The organism is Serratia sp. CY33525 (assembly GCF_052169115.1).
GTDB lineage: Bacteria > Pseudomonadota > Gammaproteobacteria > Enterobacterales > Enterobacteriaceae > Serratia > Serratia sarumanii.
Genome location: NZ_JBJNLK010000005.1, coordinates 265,344 through 281,374 on the forward strand (window position 1 = coordinate 265,344; position 16,031 = coordinate 281,374).

At 51.8% G+C, this 16,031-nt stretch carries 16 protein-coding genes; 12 read left to right on the forward strand and 4 right to left on the reverse strand.

Going from position 1 to position 16,031, the window contains the following annotated elements; translation table 11 throughout:
* Nucleotides 1–128 precede the first annotated feature (128 nt).
* The 3 genes from ACJ8IM_RS15170 to ACJ8IM_RS15180 form a co-directional block, all read right to left on the reverse strand.
* Nucleotides 129–1,043 (reverse strand): alpha/beta hydrolase, encoded by a 915-nt coding sequence (locus ACJ8IM_RS15170; RefSeq protein WP_033655239.1) that lies wholly within the window; start codon nt 1,041–1,043, stop codon nt 129–131.
* A gap of 603 nt (nt 1,044–1,646) precedes the next feature.
* Nucleotides 1,647–2,531 carry an ATP-grasp fold amidoligase family protein gene (locus tag ACJ8IM_RS15175; protein WP_033655230.1) on the reverse strand — a complete coding sequence of 295 codons (885 nt, stop codon included), beginning with the start codon at nt 2,529–2,531 and terminating at the stop codon, nt 1,647–1,649.
* 50 nt (nt 2,532–2,581) lie between these two features.
* Entirely contained in the window at nt 2,582–3,877 is a 1,296-nt protein-coding gene (locus ACJ8IM_RS15180) for a lysine N(6)-hydroxylase/L-ornithine N(5)-oxygenase family protein (RefSeq protein ID WP_033655231.1), read from the reverse strand.
* Between the two features lie 884 nt (nt 3,878–4,761).
* Between ACJ8IM_RS15180 and ACJ8IM_RS15185 the strand changes: the two genes are divergently transcribed.
* Complete coding sequence (locus ACJ8IM_RS15185) at nt 4,762–5,520, forward strand: winged helix-turn-helix domain-containing protein (RefSeq protein ID WP_033636029.1); 759 nt, start codon at nt 4,762–4,764, stop codon at nt 5,518–5,520.
* Nucleotides 5,510–5,995, forward strand: coding sequence for a hypothetical protein (locus ACJ8IM_RS15190; protein WP_033636027.1), 486 nt, complete (start codon nt 5,510–5,512; stop codon nt 5,993–5,995). Before ACJ8IM_RS15185 ends, ACJ8IM_RS15190 begins: the two co-directional genes overlap by 11 nt.
* Nucleotides 5,996–6,131: 136 nt before the next feature.
* On the opposite strand, the gene ACJ8IM_RS15195 is transcribed toward ACJ8IM_RS15190, so the two are convergent.
* Nucleotides 6,132–6,908: a transcriptional regulator gene (locus ACJ8IM_RS15195; RefSeq protein ID WP_080289935.1), complete on the reverse strand. Its 777-nt coding sequence runs from the start codon at nt 6,906–6,908 to the stop codon at nt 6,132–6,134.
* A 508-nt stretch (nt 6,909–7,416) separates the two neighbouring features.
* Here ACJ8IM_RS15195 and ACJ8IM_RS15200 point away from each other — a divergent pair.
* The 10 genes from ACJ8IM_RS15200 (at nt 7,417) to ACJ8IM_RS15245 (ending at nt 15,998) form a co-directional block, all read left to right on the forward strand.
* Nucleotides 7,417–7,962 (forward strand): fimbrial protein, encoded by a 546-nt coding sequence (locus ACJ8IM_RS15200; protein ID WP_033655232.1) that lies wholly within the window; start codon nt 7,417–7,419, stop codon nt 7,960–7,962.
* A gap of 91 nt (nt 7,963–8,053) precedes the next feature.
* Nucleotides 8,054–8,596 carry a fimbrial protein gene (locus ACJ8IM_RS15205; RefSeq protein WP_229601735.1) on the forward strand — a complete coding sequence of 181 codons (543 nt, stop codon included), beginning with the start codon at nt 8,054–8,056 and terminating at the stop codon, nt 8,594–8,596.
* 44 nt (nt 8,597–8,640) lie between these two features.
* A complete protein-coding gene (locus ACJ8IM_RS15210; RefSeq protein WP_033655234.1) occupies nt 8,641–11,181 on the forward strand; it encodes an outer membrane usher protein in 2,541 nt (846 codons plus the stop codon).
* Nucleotides 11,182–11,195: 14 nt separating this feature from the next.
* A complete protein-coding gene (locus ACJ8IM_RS15215) occupies nt 11,196–11,951 on the forward strand; it encodes a fimbria/pilus periplasmic chaperone (protein ID WP_094966295.1) in 756 nt (251 codons plus the stop codon).
* A 56-nt stretch (nt 11,952–12,007) separates the two neighbouring features.
* The gene (locus ACJ8IM_RS15220) at nt 12,008–12,541 is read left to right on the forward strand and encodes a fimbrial protein (RefSeq protein ID WP_077791485.1); all 534 of its coding nucleotides are present in this window, start codon (nt 12,008–12,010) and stop codon (nt 12,539–12,541) included.
* Nucleotides 12,542–12,576: 35 nt separating this feature from the next.
* Nucleotides 12,577–13,239, forward strand: a complete 663-nt coding sequence (locus ACJ8IM_RS15225) for a fimbrial protein (RefSeq protein WP_033655235.1) — start codon at nt 12,577–12,579, stop codon at nt 13,237–13,239.
* A gap of 13 nt (nt 13,240–13,252) precedes the next feature.
* Nucleotides 13,253–13,756 (forward strand): fimbrial protein, encoded by a 504-nt coding sequence (locus ACJ8IM_RS15230; RefSeq protein ID WP_051917661.1) that lies wholly within the window; start codon nt 13,253–13,255, stop codon nt 13,754–13,756.
* Nucleotides 13,757–13,802: 46 nt separating this feature from the next.
* A complete protein-coding gene (locus tag ACJ8IM_RS15235) occupies nt 13,803–14,315 on the forward strand; it encodes a fimbrial protein (RefSeq protein WP_033655236.1) in 513 nt (170 codons plus the stop codon).
* A gap of 62 nt (nt 14,316–14,377) precedes the next feature.
* Nucleotides 14,378–15,361: a fimbrial protein gene (locus ACJ8IM_RS15240; protein ID WP_072008455.1), complete on the forward strand. Its 984-nt coding sequence runs from the start codon at nt 14,378–14,380 to the stop codon at nt 15,359–15,361.
* Between the two features lie 94 nt (nt 15,362–15,455).
* Nucleotides 15,456–15,998 (forward strand): helix-turn-helix transcriptional regulator, encoded by a 543-nt coding sequence (locus ACJ8IM_RS15245; RefSeq protein ID WP_033655237.1) that lies wholly within the window; start codon nt 15,456–15,458, stop codon nt 15,996–15,998.
* Nucleotides 15,999–16,031 lie beyond the last annotated feature (33 nt).

Genomic DNA, 16,031 nt, shown 5'->3' on the forward strand with positions numbered 1-16,031 from the left:
GGAGCCACTTTGTTTTTTGACGCCCCCATCCGCGACCACCCTTCACCGTCTCAGATAGTAAACACTCTTCTCATCAGAAGATATGCGCCGCAGATGAAAATGTGGCCGATACCTTCTGAGACGCGGATTCAGTCCTCTGCGATGACGCTGCTCAGCGCCGGCTCGATGGCCGCGCCCAGCATGGCGCCGTGCCCTAAGGCGGGCCACTCCCGATAGCCGACGGTGAGACCGCCGAGCTGCGCCAGCTGTTCGGCCAGCAAATGCGTTGCATCCGCCGGCAGAGTGGGGCTCTTCACGCCGGGCGGAGCCGCGCGATCGCGTTCCGCCAGGCCAACCCACAGTTGCAGCCTTGTCGCCTGCACCGCACGTCGTTCCGTCATCTGCTGCGCTTCTTGCAGGATCATGCCGTTGCCCCACCACAGTGAGGGTTCCACGGCGATGTAGCGCTGGAAGGCGGCGGGATGGGTGAACAGCGTGTGCAGAACGAAAAGCCCGCCGTAGGAGTGGCCCCACAGCGTTTGGCGCTGCGGATCGACCGCCATTTTGGCGGCGATCGCCGGTTTGATCCGAGTTTCAATCAATTGCAGGAACGCATCCGCGCCCCCGCCGGCCCGCGGCGCTTTCTTCATGCCTGCCGGCAGAGGGAGCGTATAGTCGTAGGCGCGGCCGGCGGCATCGATGCGCAGATCGTTGTCATAACCGATCATCACCAGCACCGGCGGCCGCTTCGCCGCTGCCAATTTGGCCAGTAAGGCGGCGTTCAACTCCATCAGCACCGCATTGCCGTCGAGGAAATAAATCGTTGGATAGCCGTCAGGCGCAGGCGCCCGACGCGGCTGGGCGATGCGAACACGGTAATGCCGTTGGCCATCGGCGGAGGTGAAGCGCAGATCGCTGAAACGATAATCCGCAGAATCGCTATCGGCTACGGTAGTGCCGATCTTGCGTTCCAAATCGGGCCTGGCCAGCACGGAGCCCGGCAGCCAAAGGCCGATGGCGAGCGCCAGAAGCGCGGAGATAAAATGCCGGTTGGACAAGAACATGCGGATCAACATCCTCGAAAAAGGCCGATAGTAGCATCCGTTCGCGTCAGGCAAAAACCTACCTTTAGGGTGGACATTCCGGCCGCGAAACCCGGAAGCGCGCCGCCAGTTGCTTTGCCGGGTTAATAGCAACTCATTGTTATTATTGGTAAGTCAGGAATAAGAAGGATTAGCATTAATTAGAAATGGTTATGATTTTTATTGGAGGAGAAACGGCGAGGGCGGATGAAAACACACGGTTATCAACGATTTTGAGCAAAAAAAGCCCTATAAAATAGGGCAAAGACACACAACAACACCAGGGAAACTTTCCGGTATCTTATATTATAGCTTCCTATACATATAGAACATTTTATTATAAATATGTAAGTGATTCTTATTAATCGTTTAATGCCATTATTTTTCAAATGGTTATGTGGTCTGGCTGAGGTATTGTTCTTGGGGCGGGCGTGGGCTGCCAGGGATTGCCGGCAGGGGTTTTGCTGTAACGGCGGCATGAACCGGCGAGATCGGCGGCCCGATAACCCTCAGGGCAATACCGGCCGGCAGGCCGCGAACATGCCGGCAGGTATTGCCGATCTTCACCGTGGGGCCAGGTGAAAATCAGTGCTGTTGCAGCGTCAGCATCTCGCCAAGCAAAACATCGGTCGGCGGCAGGATATCCGTATCCAGCCCGGCGGAAGGGGTAAAGGTCAGCTCGCCAAAAATGATTCGGCCTTGCGAGATGTAGAAATCAACGCGAACAAACTCGAAGGGCGCCGACAAGCGCGAGGCGTACTCAAACAGCTCATCGTAACCCTCTGGCTTCACGAAGGCGTCTATTTCTTCCTGGCTCAATGCCAGGCAGTCCTCGCTGTAGCAGAGAAACTTGAAATCTTTGTCAAAGAAGTAATACTTCGGCGACCCGGTATCCCTGCCGACACACAGTAAGGTGCAGTAAGGCACGCCGCGGAAGCAATAGATCTTATAGTCTTCAGGCCCGTGACCATTGGCAGATTCGATATACTTCTCGCCAATGATCTTTTTTTGTATCCCTTTGTAGTTGAGTTCTACATAGGTTTTCCAATAATCGTCTTTCATCCAGCCGTCGATCAATTTTTTGGCGCTCGTGATATTCAGCAATTTTTTATTCTGGCAAATCAGGTTATACCCGGAACCGTGATTCCCTTTGATCACAAATTTGTCCGGCAACGTGTCCCACGGAATATCGTTTACTGAATCGCAGGCAAAGTACAATTCATTCAGGATCTCTTCGCACCCCTTTTCTTTGATGTACTCTCTCACCGCATATTTATCTGCGCATTGCTTCACCAACGCATTGTGACTATAGCCATTCAACTTCAGGTGATTGATCTTTTCATTCCAGGTGGACGGCGTCTGCAAGTTTAACGGTTTGCCAAACGCTTTTTTGTAGAGCAATCTGGCCTTGAATTCGGGGGCCAATACGGCCAGCTGCTTTATAATAAATTTAATAATTTGTCTTTTCATATACGTCATTCCATCATAGCGCTGTGATAATGATTAAGGCGTGCTCGCGATTAAAACGTGGGAGAGACACCTTCACTTCGCCATTGAATTGCACTCGGCGTTGTACTCAGATCAAACGGCTGTTGTTCTAAAGCGCGATTAAGAATACGGGCCGATCGCCACGCCATCAGGCTCAACTGCGGATCGGCAATGCCGTGATTATGCATACTGGCGTTCATGGCGAATAAGCAGTTCTCCGCAGGGCCTTCCCACTCAAAGGTAAAGTCGGGGGCGATGCGGTATTCGCCATCCGCAGTGGTCAGCAAACGGTGGGCCAAAGGCTCAAGGAACTCTGGCGTTGCCGATTGGTAACCGGTGGCAAAGATCACCACGTCCGCCTTGAAGGCTTCTTCGCCGTGATCGAGATGATGGCGCGTTTCGAGTTGGTAGGCGTTATCCAGCGTGTGTTTCACGGCCGTCAGCGAACGGCTGGGCAGCAGGCGCACCCATAATTTCTCGCGCAGGACGTCGAAGCGGTGGTACATGGCGCGATAAATCGCCAGCAGCGACTCACTGGTGATGCCGTCTGAGGTCATCTTCTGTTCGGCCAGCATATGCCGCTTGGCCACGCTATCCAGCGAGTAAAAGCTCTCGACGTAATCGGGCGTGAAATATTCGTTGGCAAAGGCCGCTTCATCGAGCGCGTTGTAATTGTTGCGGCGCGATATCCAGTCGAGCTGTTCCGGTTGCCCCCATTCCCCTTTAAAAATATTCAGGAACAGGTCGGCGCCGCTCTGGCCGCCGCCGACGATCGCCACGCGTTTGCCTGTCAGATCGGGGTTGCGCAGCATCATTTCGCTGGCATGGAAACAGCGATCGCTTTGCACCGTCACGCAATCAGGCAACTTTATTTTCTTGCCAATCCCAATGCTGACGTGCCTGGCGTGGAAGACCTTATTCGAGGTGGTCACCACGAACTGACGCTGCCGATCGTCAAACTCGACCCGTTGAACGTCTTGATTAAATGCTAATGAGCGCATGCCGCCGGCGGCCCAGGAGAGGTAATCGGCGAACTCTTCACGCGATGCGGTGCGCTGCTCCGTGGTCAGGAAACGGTAGAACTTCCTGTTTTTTACCAGATAGTTGAGAAAGCTGTACCGGTTGGTTGGGGCAACCGCGCTCACCAGGTCTTTTAAAAAGTTGGTCTGCATGCTGCAATCCGCCAGGATCATCCCTGGGTGCCAGGAGAAATGGGGTTTGCGTTCCAGGAATTGCCCCGTAAATCCCTCTATTTCACTCCCTAAGGCCGCCAGGCTAAGATTCGACGGGCCAAGGCCAATACCGATGATATCCAAACGCTGATTCATTAATAAGCTCCAGTATAATGAGAATAATACCCAGAAATACGGCTGCAGAAGGGCGGCTTATAGCAACCAGGCTGCCTTTTTCTTATAAGTAAGCTTCACGAATTAAATGTAATTAAAGGTGTGCGGGCCAAAAATACCGCATTATTTAAATGCCCGTTTAGAATTCGGTAGCTCATCAGGCAAAGGCTACGGGCGTATTTCTTTCCATGAAAGTCCCAATGAAAGCTTGCGTGTGTTTATAATTAACTCGTTTAGGTATAAATCCGATAAAGTCTTATTTATCATTCCATAAAAACGCCAACCCAGGGAAAAGAAAAGCCGTTGGGTTTTCATCAGTTGTTCTCGTGTCGACGCTGGTCTGCGTTCGTCTTATGTCTCTGGGATCAAGTATTCGTTGCCTAGAATAGCCCTAAAATGCGTCCTGGGAAGGTGAAATAACATGATATTAGAAGCAGAGGGCGTTTTGAAAATATGAAATTAAAAGTGAAATTATGAAATCAGCTTATTATAATTTATTTTTTGCCATATAATTCAACATGTTGAGTTGTTATTCGTAATGACGTGGCGAGCCAGTGAGCTGGGGTTTTTCCTGCTGCAGTGAGCCTCTTCCTTCGCTGTATCCCTCCTGAATCCTAAGTATTCCCTCCCTGCGGGCACTGATCGGCTGAGCAAAGATTGCTCATGCTGCATGCAAAATGCGCTGTTCGTTTAGTGGACACCGGCTCAATGCCGGCGGAAGGTCAGAGAGGCTGGCCGTCACGCTCGACGTGGTTACGTTGTGAGAAAGACTTGTCTAACCGCGCGGCGGTTAATTGTTCGTGTGATAGGAAGATTCTTATGTTTCAGCTATAATCCGCGCCAGGAGTAGGTCTAAGAGAGCGATTATGAGGTTCTTAATCAATAACCGAATTATCTTCGATGAGGATAACTCGACGCTGGCGTTGGCGGAGGAGAACCTCGAACCGGTGACGCTCACCACGATAGCCAATCGTCTGCTCGCGCTGTTGGTAAAAAATAACGGCATCTTGATTAGCCGGGACTTTATTTTTTCCACCGTCTGGGACGATCATGGCAAAACGGCCTCGAACAGTAACCTGAACAACTATATCGCCAGCCTGCGTCGTACATTTGCCGGCTTGGGAGAGAGCGAAATTCTGGTTACCGTGCCGAGGCAGGGATTTATGTTTACCGCCGCCAGCATTCATTCCGTGGCGGACAATATGACGCAGGACGAAAGCGTTCCTGCCGCGCCTTTACCCGTCCGGCGCCGTTGCGATGCCATTTTACCTAAGGTAACGCTGCTGTTTATCGGGATTGCGTTGGTATTGGCGGGCGTTTACTTTTTTACCGAACGCTACGACACCGCTTATCAGACCCAGATCGCCAGCTACAAATCTTGCCGCGTGGAGACGCTGAACGCCAGCGAGCGGATCGACGAGCGGTATATTGCCGACGCCCTGGAAAGGCTCAAAAGCCGTGGCTTTGATTGTGATGTACCGGCAACGGTTTATTACTCTCGATTGACATACCATTATACGAACTACAAAAAGCTGATTGATTTCATCTCGTATTGCCCGAAACACCGCGTTAAGAATATGGATGCGCACTGTGAAGATGAGTTTGAGGTGATCAATGAAGGTTAGCTCGCGCCGTGCTTTCTACCTGGCATTATCTGCTGCTATTGCCCTTGTTATTGTTATATTGATTTATTTATTGACCGCCTCGCGAGATTTCCCTGAGTGCAATGCGTCTTTATCGACGACGCGCATGACGCCGAATGGGACGGTAACCAGCGGTTTGTACGTGAACATCGTGCGTTCGGGATGGCGCCGCGCGACCATTACGCTTAACGGTTTAGCCTATCGGGATGGAAAGAAGCAGGTGATAGCCCGCGTGCTCGAAACGAAGTATCACTATCATCGTGGGTACTACTATGTCGCCATTGAAAAGAAAATCCTTCAATCCATGGATAACTTCACCTACTCCGATGCGCAGACGTTTCTGTTGGGTGAGGAAAAACATTACTATGTTTTAAAAATTGCCAAATTGAATGATGACAATTTTATTATGTACTACGGCAGGCAGCCTGAGCTGCTGTGTTCCGTAACCAGAAAATGATGGGAACATCCCATAATGAGACGATTATGGGATGTGGTTGGTGATGGCGTGTATAGCAAATAACGGCAGGTTGAACGTGTCCGTGAACGGACATCTTGCTGTTTTTGTATCACTGGTAGTGAAAAACGTTACTCATTTATGGAATATAAACCACTTCGCAAGGTTGGCGGCCTGCATTTTCTCGGCAGGATACGAGCATTTTCTCTTCAAACTGCCTGTTATCCTGCGTGATTTTGTTATAGTAATAAACTTTAGTCTTTTTCTGGCAATTGACATAGGCCTTTACCATGTCGGTTACCGTTTCCTTCTCTGGGTAATCCCACCCCATGTTGTATATTTGGCAACCCGCGAACTGAGTGCCGCTGAATAGGTTGTTACGCACGGAGTACTGATGGCTGGCCATGATCAATGCAGCGATACTGATGAATAGGATGAGATTAACCCATTTATTCCAACTCTGAAACTGCCGCCAGGCCGATAATAATTTTCCGCTACCACGCCCTCTGGGGGCGGCTTGCCCCGACGGTTGTGTGGGAACAACGGTTTCCTCCATTATGTTTTGTTCTTTTTCCGGTTCGGCAGTGGCGTGTCGGCTAATTTTTTTTGCGACGAACTTAAAGCCTTGCCGGGGGTAAGTGATTATCAACTCCGTCTCGCCAAGTTGCGCCAGATGGCGACGCAATAGTGAGATATAGTTATTCAAGTTGCTGTTTGTTCCTTTTAGTCCTCGTTCTTCCCAGACCTCTTCAAGTAATTGTTGACGCTTAATCAACATTTCATTGTTCCTGACGAAAATAGAAAGCAAACGGCAAGCCGCGGCCGCTAGCGGCTGCATATTTTGCGGGGCATTGACGCTCTCCAGGGTTCCTTCGTATTCATTGAACTTAACCCTTCCATTTATAATGAAAATCATAGGAATCCTCTCATTTTTTGTTTCGGGAAGGGATTTTGCGCTGAGAGGTTATATTTTTCAATAACCCTGATTCTCTGTATTTTCCAATAATACTGATATCTGTCACTAAGTGATAATTTATCCATAATGAATTTTTTATGGAGATCTAATTATTGAACTAAAAGATGTCATTTTTAGATTCTATGTGTAATTTAATGGCATTATTTGGTTTTTAATATCGTATTTGTCGTGTTTGATGAAATAATATTTCAAGATTGAGGCTAGAGCGCTAAAGTGGCTTCACCCCGGCGATGGAGGATTTCATCGGTTGGGAAAAACAGGAGAGTAATTGGTTTATTCCTTGAATAGTATGTGGCTGACCTATTAACCATGGTTATCCACTACATCAGTAATAGCCGCGTGAAAAGGCAGCTTGGTTTTTTAAAGCATCAGGCCAGGCCGTTGATACACATTACTCATTGTTAAGAAAATACCTTATGTATTAATACGATTAAGGATAATTGGTTATATGAAACTGAATAAAATCATGCTGGCTGCCGTTATGGCGTTTGGTGTTTCTTCTCTGGCTCATGCTGCTAATCAGGGCAGTGGCACTGTGACCTTCAGCGGTTCCATTATCGATGCGCCATGCTCCATTGCACCTGAGTCTCTGGATCAGACCGTTGAGCTGGGTGCCATCTCCAACGTGGCGCTGAAAAACGGTAGCAAGGCATCGACCCCGCGCGATTTTCATATTCAGCTGGAAGGCTGCGATCTGAAAACGGAAGCGCCAGGGAAAAATAACACCGTTACGCTGACGTTCAACGGTACCGCTTCGGAAACCGACAAAAAACTGCTGGCTATTACCGGTGAGGCGAAAGGCGCGGGTATTGCTATTACCGATGCTAACAAGAACCTGATCGAACTGGGCAAAGCTTCCAATGCGATTGAACTGCAAAATGGCCGTAACAAACTGAGCTTTGCTGCTTATCTGCAGGGCAGCTCGGCTTCTGATTCGGTCATCGTTCCTGGGGAATTCCAAGCCGTAGCCGATTTCACTCTGGCATATCAGTAATCTATTACCCGGTGAAATACGCGTGATTATCGGCATGCGGGGGAACTCGCATGCCATTTATAAATAAACGTTATTTCAAAAGGGAATGGTAATGAAACTTGGTTTAACAGGTGTGAAAAGAGTTCTCCTGTTTTTGGGAGTGCTAAGCGTTGAGGGAACAGCTATATCTTCCCCTCTTTTTCAGGGGCGGATAAACATGCAGGGCGCCATTAATGATGCTGCTTGCGCCATTGCTACAGAGAGCCGTGAACAAGTTTTTGATCTGGATGTTACGTCATTTTCGGATATTTATCCGGGCGGCCAAGGAAAAGAAACCCCCTTCAGTATCCATCTGGTGAATTGTATTTCAGCGCTGGGGAGTAACTCAATATCTGAATGGAGACAGTTTCAGATAACTTTTGACGGCAATGTTGACGGGCAGATGTTTGGCGTGGGGGGGAAGGCGTCGGGTGTGGCACTGGCTATCAGCGATGTGGATGGCAATATCGTCAGGCCGGGAATACCTCTGCCGCTAAGTAATAATTCATTTAAAAATGGTCGATTGGATTATGTCATGAAGTTGATGACTAACAGGCAGCCATTTAGATCGGGTGAGTATTTTACTTCGGTGAGATTCAAAATGGATTATTACTGAGTCGGCCGGCTATTTCAGGGACGTTTATAGTAAAGGGTTTGAATATGATGTTTTTGTCTGCAGGAAAGCCGTTTCGTTTACCCATTCTGAGCGTCTGGATAGCGCTGGCATTGGGCAGCCTGGTGACCAATGCTGGAGCCGTGGAGGAAATCCAATTCAATACCGACGTATTGGATATAAACGATCGCAAAAACATCGATCTGAGCCAGTTTACGCGCGGCGGTTACATTATGCCGGGGACTTACGGCATGACGGTGCATGTCAATAAAAGCGATCTTCCTGAGCAACAGGTGCCTTTTTATGTCCCTGAGGACGATCCCAACGGTAGCCGCGCCTGTGTAAACCGGGCGCTGGTGGCACAGTTGGGGCTGAAAGAGGCGATGCAGAAGGAACTGACCTGGTGGCACCAGGGAGAGTGTCTGAATGAAACCAGCCTGAAGGGCATGGAGGTGCGAGGCGATCTGGCGTCGTCGTCGCTGTATCTCAGCATCCCACAGGCTTATCTGGACTATATCTCGGAGGATTGGGAGCCGCCATCCCGCTGGGACGAAGGCATACCGGGAGTGCTGCTCGATTACAACCTTAATGCGCAGGCGCAACGTCAGTTAAAGGGCGGTACGCGGTCATACAATGCCAGCGGCAACGGCACGGCGGGCGCCAACATGGGGGCCTGGCGGCTACGGGCCGACTGGCAAGCGAGCATCAGCCACCAAAGCGGGGCCGGGCAGGGCGCGGAAAAACGGTTGGAATGGAGCCGTTACTACGCTTATCGGGCTTTGTCAGCGCTGCGTTCGAAATTGACCGCCGGTGAAGATTATCTCGATTCCGGGCTGTTCGACAGTTTCCGCTTCGGCGGCGTGAGCCTGCGTTCCGACGACAGTATGTTGCCGCCCAACCTGCGCGGCTATGCGCCGGAGGTGGTGGGCGTGGCGAAAAGCAACGCCAAGGTAATCATCAGTCAGCAAGGACGGGTACTGTACGAAACCACGGTAGCGGCGGGGCCGTTCCGCATTCAGGATATTGATGATGCGGTGTCTGGTGAATTGAATGTGCGGGTGGAAGAACAGGATGGCAGCGTACAAGAGTTCACGATGAACACCGCCAACATCCCGTATCTGACTCGTCCCGGGTCAGTGCGCTATAAGCTGGCTTTGGGCAAACCCTCCGATATGAATCACCGTTATCGAGGGCCGCTGTTCGGCACCGGCGAGTTTTCCTGGGGGGTGAGCAACGGTTGGTCGCTGTACGGCGGTGCACTGCTGGGCGGGGATTACAATGCTGCGGCGCTGGGCATCGGCCGCGATCTGATGCTATTGGGCGCGATGTCATTCGATATCACCCAGTCGCGCGCCAGATTGCCCTACGACCGCGAGACGCTGAGCGGCGGATCATACCGGCTCAGTTACTCGAAGAGTTTCGACGAGCTGGACAGCCAGGTCACTTTCGCCGGCTACCGTTTCTCGGAGCAGAGCTTTATGAGCATGAGTGAGTTTCTGGACGCTCGTCAGTTCGGGCGACGGTTCGGCAACAGCAAGGAGATGTACACCATCAGCTATAGCCAGCAACTGCGCGAGCTGGGGCTGAGCGCGTACTTGAACTATAACCACCAGACCTATTGGGATCGGCCGGCTAACGATCGTTACAACCTGACGATGTCGCGTTATTTCGATATTGGCCGGTTCAGAAGCCTGAGTTTGTCGCTAACGGCTTACCGCAACCGCTACAACGAGCGTAACGACGACGGCGCCTATTTGTCGCTGTCGGTGCCGTGGGGTAATGGCGCCAGCGTCAGCTATAACGCCACGCTTAACCGCAGCGACAACACCCATCGGGTGAGCTATTACGATCGCCTCGACGAGCGCAGCAACTACCAGCTCAGCGCCGGCGGCTCGCGCAGCGGCGCGAATTTGAGCGGCTATTACACCCGCGATAGCGATATGGCGCGCGTTAGCGCCAACGCCAGCTATCAGCAGGACAGGTACAGCGCGATCGGCCTGTCGGCACAGGGGGGCATGACGCTGACCGCCGAAGGCGGTGCGTTGCACCGCAGCAACATACCGGGCAGCACCCGGCTGCTGCTGGATACCGAAGGCGTGAGCGGGGTGCCGGTGCGCGGCTATGGCAGCGCCGCGGCGACCAATCGCTGGGGTAAGGCGGTAGTGACGGACGTCAACAGTTACTACCGCAACAAGGCCAGCATCGATCTCGACAAGCTGGGGGATAACGCCGAGGCCACCAAATCGGTGGTGCAGGCGACGCTGACGGAAGGGGCTATTGGTTACCGCAAGTTCGCGGTGATCGCCGGGGAGAAGGCGATGGCGGTGATCAGGCTGGCGGACGGCAGCGAACCGCCGTTCGGCGCCACGGTGCTGAACGCCCGCAAGCAGGAGACCGGCATCGTCAACGACGGCGGCAGCGTTTACCTGAGCGGCATCAACGCCGGCGAGCGCATGACGGTGCGCTGGGGCGGGGCGGGGCAGTGCGAGGTGCAGATGCCAACGCCGCTGCCGGCGGAGATGTTGACCACCAATTTACTGCTGCCGTGCCGGGCGCTGAGCGCGGGCGACGGCGGTAACGAACACTGAATTTAGGAGTTTTTATGATGAGCAAACGTCACGTTATCGGCCTGCTGGCTACCACTTCGCTGCTGGCGGGGGCTTTGACCCCTGCGGCGAATGCCGCCATCGCGCTGGATCGCACCCGGGTGGTGTTTGATGGCAGCGTGCAGTCGGTGAGCCTGAGCGTCAGCAACCAGAACAAGCAGCTGCCGTACCTGGCGCAGGGCTGGCTGGAAGACGAGCAGGGCAACAAGATCCAGAGCCCACTGACGGTGCTGCCGCCGGTGCAGCGCATCGAGCCGGGCAAGCCGAGCCAGGTGAAGATCCAGGCGTTGCCGGCGGCGAAGATGCTGCCGCAGGACAGGGAGACGCTGTACTACTTCAACTTGCGCGAGATCCCGCCGAAGAGCAACAAGCCGAACTCGCTGCAGATTGCGCTGCAGACGCGCATCAAGCTGTTCTACCGCCCGGCGGCGATCGCGCCGGAACGCAATGCCGCGCCGTGGCAGGAGCAGCTGACGCTGACCAAACAGGGCGACAAGTACATCGTCAATAACCCGACGCCGTATTACGTCACTATCGTCGATGCGGCCAGGGGCAAAGGTGTGGCCAGCCCACATAATTTTGAACCGTTTATGGTGCCGCCGAAGGGGCAGATACCGTTGACGGTGAGCGCCTCCAGCGTAGGCGGTAGCCCGGTGCTGACCTACATCAACGACTACGGCGGCCGTCCGCAATTGGCGTTTAACTGTCGCGGCGGGACTTGTTCGGTGGCGCCGGAGAAAAAATCGTCTTAATGACGAGATGGCGATTGGTTGACGTCAGTACCAGTGTTCAAAGCCTAGGGGGGCAGATGAAAAGCCTGTTATTGCGCCTGACGCTCGCCCTGAGCGCGAGCATGAGTTCGTATTGTTCAGTAGCTACGACGGACAACATGTTATTGCATGGAGCGTTGGTTACGGAGCCATGTACGTTGCGAATGGGCGATGAAGATATTCAATTGGAGCTGGATCCGGTTATTGACAAATACCTCTACATGCACAGTCGCACGCCGGCAAAGCCGTTTAGCCTGACCTTACAGGATTGCGACGTCAGCGTGGGAAAAACGGTAAAGCTCACGTTTAGCGGTACTGAAAGCGCCGCCTTGCCCGGCCTGCTGGCTTTGGATGGCGGCAGCCAGGCCAGCGGCATCGCCTTAGGGATAGCGACGGCGGAGGGGAAACCCGTCGTATTGAACAAGCCAGGCCAAGGCTATGCGCTGGTTAACGGCACCAACAGTTTGCAACTGCAGGTTTACATCCAGGCGGAGGGGGAGGCGATAGCGCAAAAGAAAATCAGTCTTGGCGCATTCTCAGCCGTCACCACTTTCGGTCTGGAATATGAGTGAAGGCGGGCTGCGACAGTTACTCAGGAGGGGATGATATGACAAGGGAAAAAGCGAGAGTGCATCGCTCATATTCATATGTTGCTTACGAACTCTGCTATTACGCCGTATTGGGCGGGCTGGCGCTGATGGTGCCACTCATTATTATGACAACGCTGTGGCTCATGCCTGCAGCGCAAGCGGCAAACGAGCTCGATACCTACGGCGCCGACGGCGTGCTGCATGTGAGAGGGGTTTTGACGGAAAGCGCCTGTCGGCTGGAGATGGACAGTGCCAGGCAAGACATACGTTTGGGCGATATCGGCACCGCGCAGTTGCGGCGGGCGGGGGATCGTGGTGAACCGGTGGCATTTTCCTTGAGGTTACGCGATTGCCTACGCAGCGTAGGCGCCGGCACCAGAGATGAACGCACCGGATCTTTGAGCTGGGCGCCTTATCAACCGGCGGTCACTATCGGTTTCAGTGCTCCTGCGGATGCGGATAATCCGCAGTTGGTCAAATTGGTGGGCGTTTCAGGCATCGGGCTGCGGGTAACGGATGCCGCGGGGCGTGATGCCCGATTGGGTGAACGCGGCGCCCCGCTATTGCTTGAGCAGGGGAACAATGTACTTACGTATAAGGTGGCGCCGGAACGAACCCCGGCGCCATTAAGGGCCGGTGCTTATGCCGCAACGATAGATTTCAGGCTGAATTATGACTGACGGAGCGAAATAAATGGCAAGTGTGAGAGGAAAACTCCGGGTGGCGGCATGGCTGTTTTTGGCATTGTCGGTTATACCCGCCGGCGCCTCTTGGGCGGATACCGCTATCTCTTTCAGCGGCACCGTGACTGCGCCGATGCCTTGCTCAATTAACGGTAAACGGACAATAGTCACTCATTTTGGCAACGATCTAGTCACTACTCGTATCGATGGCAGTAATTACCTGAAATCGTTGGATTATACGCTGGAGTGTCATAATAACAGCCCGAATGCGCTTCGCATGCAGCTGCAGGGCGATGTCTCTGATTTCAACCAGTATGCGTTGCGAACGACCACGATGCCTGACTTGGCTGTTGAGCTACGCGTCAACGGCAAACCTGTGCCACCTAATAGCTGGTTTAAGTTTATTTATCCCGAGACGCCGTTGCTACAGGCTGTGCCGGTTAAACGTCACGATGCGAAGCTGTCCGGCGGCTCGTTTTACGCTACGGCGACCATGCTGGTGGATTATCAGTAGCGACCGGATTGAGGCGCAAAACATATTTTCTTCAAGGAGCCCAGCGATGTGTCCGTATTGGAAAGCGATAAGAGCGAAACGCCTGAGCGCGTTGGCTCTCTTGGCATTGATGCAAACCGGCGCGGCTCAGGCTGCAGCCACCGCGGATATGGTCTTTTACGGCACGCTGAATGCCCCACCGCCTTGCACGATCAACAATGGGCAAACCGTTGAAGTTGATTTTGGCGATCGGGTAGGGGTGAGTAAAGTGGATGGTAAGAATTACCTGCAATTGATCAACTACCGCATTACCTGTGAGCAGGGCGGTGGCGGGATGGCGTTGGGATTGACGCTTTTCGGGCCAGTCAGCGGCTTTGATACGGCGGCTCTGCAAACCAACATTCCGGATTTGGCGCTCCGTATATTGCAGAATGGTCAACCGCTTGAATTAAATAAGCGCATCGATATTGCAATTGACAGCCCGCCCATGTTGCAGGCGGTGCCGGTTAAAAGAGCAGGGGCAGAATTGCCATCGGGCGAATTCAGCGTTACGGCGACGTTGTTGGCTGATTATTTTTAGAGACCGTAAAAGGCAGTCGGTTTTATTTTACTTATTGTGAATAATTGCTGAGAAATGACTTCATGTGTAAAACTTATTCCCCTTATGTATTATTGAGTGCGCTGCTCTTTTTATTGGTAAGTGAGGCGCAAGCCTTCACCTGTAAAACCAGTGATGGTGGAGTGATTCCTGAGGGTGGTTCCAATACGCCAGTTCCGATCAGAGTCAAAATTGGCCCGAACTTGGTTAATGGGAAAAATGAGCTATCCAGTCTCAGTCAAATTTCCTGTAAAAATGAGAGCTGGAGTGAGGATTGGTGGGATGAAATGAGGCTGAAAACAGTGCTTGTTGTAAAGCCTGAGTTATCCCCTTTTACTGTTGGTGTGAAATTAGCGTCTAGTTATTATGATATACCAGGAAATCGGCTTGATTTAGATAAACCGGTGCTTGCTATGGGCGGCGGACGATGGTCTCCGTATTACCAGGTTCCCATTGGATTATATATTAAGGTGGGTAAGAACCCTTCGCAGGATGTTTTTATACAGAAAGGTGATGTATTAGTGCGGTTTTATATGGAACAAAGTAACAATCAGCCGGGCTGCCCCCTGTGTGGCCCCTATATATGGGATGTGGTTGCTGATAATGACGCCTACTTTGCTACGACTAGCTGCACCATCAATAAAGCCAAACAGATAAATGTCGATTTTGGGCCGATTAGTCAAGACAACTTTACCACTAGCGTGGACAGTGCAGTGATTAAGCAGAATCAGAATCTCGATTATTATTGCGAAGGCTCTAATGCCAGTCAGGATATCGCGGTTCGTTTAGTCGGCAATACAAGTGGATTTTCCTCTGAGGCAATTCAAACTTCAAATTCGAACATTGGCATTGCCATGCTGTACAAAGGAAAGGTTGTTAAACCTAATGAAATGTTTAATTCAAAAATTGTGAACGGTATGGGAAGTGACACGTTGACCTTCGTACCGATAAAAAAGAACGTTCCTTTTAATGAGATAAATACGGGGCCATTTTCCGGTTCTGCAACGTTAGTGTTCAGCGTGCCTTGATTTCTCTCTTAGGGAAGGGGCTGCTTTTATATTAATAGAGGTTTTGGATACTCATCTTTTATATAAAAGCGTATGAGATTTAAAAGGGGAGAGAATGAGCCCAATAAAAGTTCTTATTGATGATGAGAACGGCTATTTTGCCGTTGGCCTGCGGCTAATTATTGAGGAATATGCGCAGGAGTACGCGAAACGCGTGCGCTTTCTAACCTCAGATGATGAAGAACATCCCGATATCGTTTTTGTTTCATCGGCGCTGCGTATCCAGTATTGGCGAGTTTTATGGCGTTATGGCGCCGCGTCGCATATTGTGGCGATCAAGGAGCGAAAGTCCGGCATCCATGAAGACCGATCGCTTGTGCTGTTGCGCACTTGGGGAAGAGAGGCGCTCAGCGCGTTGCTGACGAATCTTTTTGCTAATTGTCATGGGGTGATACGTCCATTGGTGTCCCATCCGTTTACGTATCGCGAATGTCAGGTGATCAGCCACCTTCGAAGAGGGATGGATCAATCGCAGACGGCCAGGGAGATCGGCGTCAGTGTAAAAACGGTACATAGCCATAAACGGTCGGTGATGAAAAAACTGATGCTGAATCGCCAACGAGAATTTATGTATTGGTTAATATCGCAAGATGACTAATCTTTTTTTTGAAAATGATGGCTTACTATTTTA

What these genes read in the sequence shown, in the direction of transcription:
- ACJ8IM_RS15220 (WP_077791485.1), top strand. Translation starts at nt 12,008, where the DNA reads ATGAAAAGCCTGTTATTGCGCCTGACGCTCGCCCTGAGCGCGAGCATG.
- ACJ8IM_RS15245 (WP_033655237.1), top strand. Translation starts at nt 15,456, where the DNA reads ATGAGCCCAATAAAAGTTCTTATTGATGATGAGAACGGCTATTTTGCC.
- ACJ8IM_RS15215 (WP_094966295.1), top strand. Translation starts at nt 11,196, where the DNA reads ATGATGAGCAAACGTCACGTTATCGGCCTGCTGGCTACCACTTCGCTG.
- ACJ8IM_RS15170 (WP_033655239.1), bottom strand. Translation starts at nt 1,043, where the DNA reads ATGTTCTTGTCCAACCGGCATTTTATCTCCGCGCTTCTGGCGCTCGCC.
- ACJ8IM_RS15240 (WP_072008455.1), top strand. Translation starts at nt 14,378, where the DNA reads ATGTGTAAAACTTATTCCCCTTATGTATTATTGAGTGCGCTGCTCTTT.
- ACJ8IM_RS15190 (WP_033636027.1), top strand. Translation starts at nt 5,510, where the DNA reads ATGAAGGTTAGCTCGCGCCGTGCTTTCTACCTGGCATTATCTGCTGCT.
- ACJ8IM_RS15175 (WP_033655230.1), bottom strand. Translation starts at nt 2,531, where the DNA reads ATGAAAAGACAAATTATTAAATTTATTATAAAGCAGCTGGCCGTATTG.
- ACJ8IM_RS15180 (WP_033655231.1), bottom strand. Translation starts at nt 3,877, where the DNA reads ATGAATCAGCGTTTGGATATCATCGGTATTGGCCTTGGCCCGTCGAAT.
- ACJ8IM_RS15185 (WP_033636029.1), top strand. Translation starts at nt 4,762, where the DNA reads ATGAGGTTCTTAATCAATAACCGAATTATCTTCGATGAGGATAACTCG.
- ACJ8IM_RS15235 (WP_033655236.1), top strand. Translation starts at nt 13,803, where the DNA reads ATGTGTCCGTATTGGAAAGCGATAAGAGCGAAACGCCTGAGCGCGTTG.
- ACJ8IM_RS15230 (WP_051917661.1), top strand. Translation starts at nt 13,253, where the DNA reads ATGGCAAGTGTGAGAGGAAAACTCCGGGTGGCGGCATGGCTGTTTTTG.
- ACJ8IM_RS15200 (WP_033655232.1), top strand. Translation starts at nt 7,417, where the DNA reads ATGAAACTGAATAAAATCATGCTGGCTGCCGTTATGGCGTTTGGTGTT.
- ACJ8IM_RS15195 (WP_080289935.1), bottom strand. Translation starts at nt 6,908, where the DNA reads ATGATTTTCATTATAAATGGAAGGGTTAAGTTCAATGAATACGAAGGA.
- ACJ8IM_RS15205 (WP_229601735.1), top strand. Translation starts at nt 8,054, where the DNA reads ATGAAACTTGGTTTAACAGGTGTGAAAAGAGTTCTCCTGTTTTTGGGA.
- ACJ8IM_RS15210 (WP_033655234.1), top strand. Translation starts at nt 8,641, where the DNA reads ATGATGTTTTTGTCTGCAGGAAAGCCGTTTCGTTTACCCATTCTGAGC.
- ACJ8IM_RS15225 (WP_033655235.1), top strand. Translation starts at nt 12,577, where the DNA reads ATGACAAGGGAAAAAGCGAGAGTGCATCGCTCATATTCATATGTTGCT.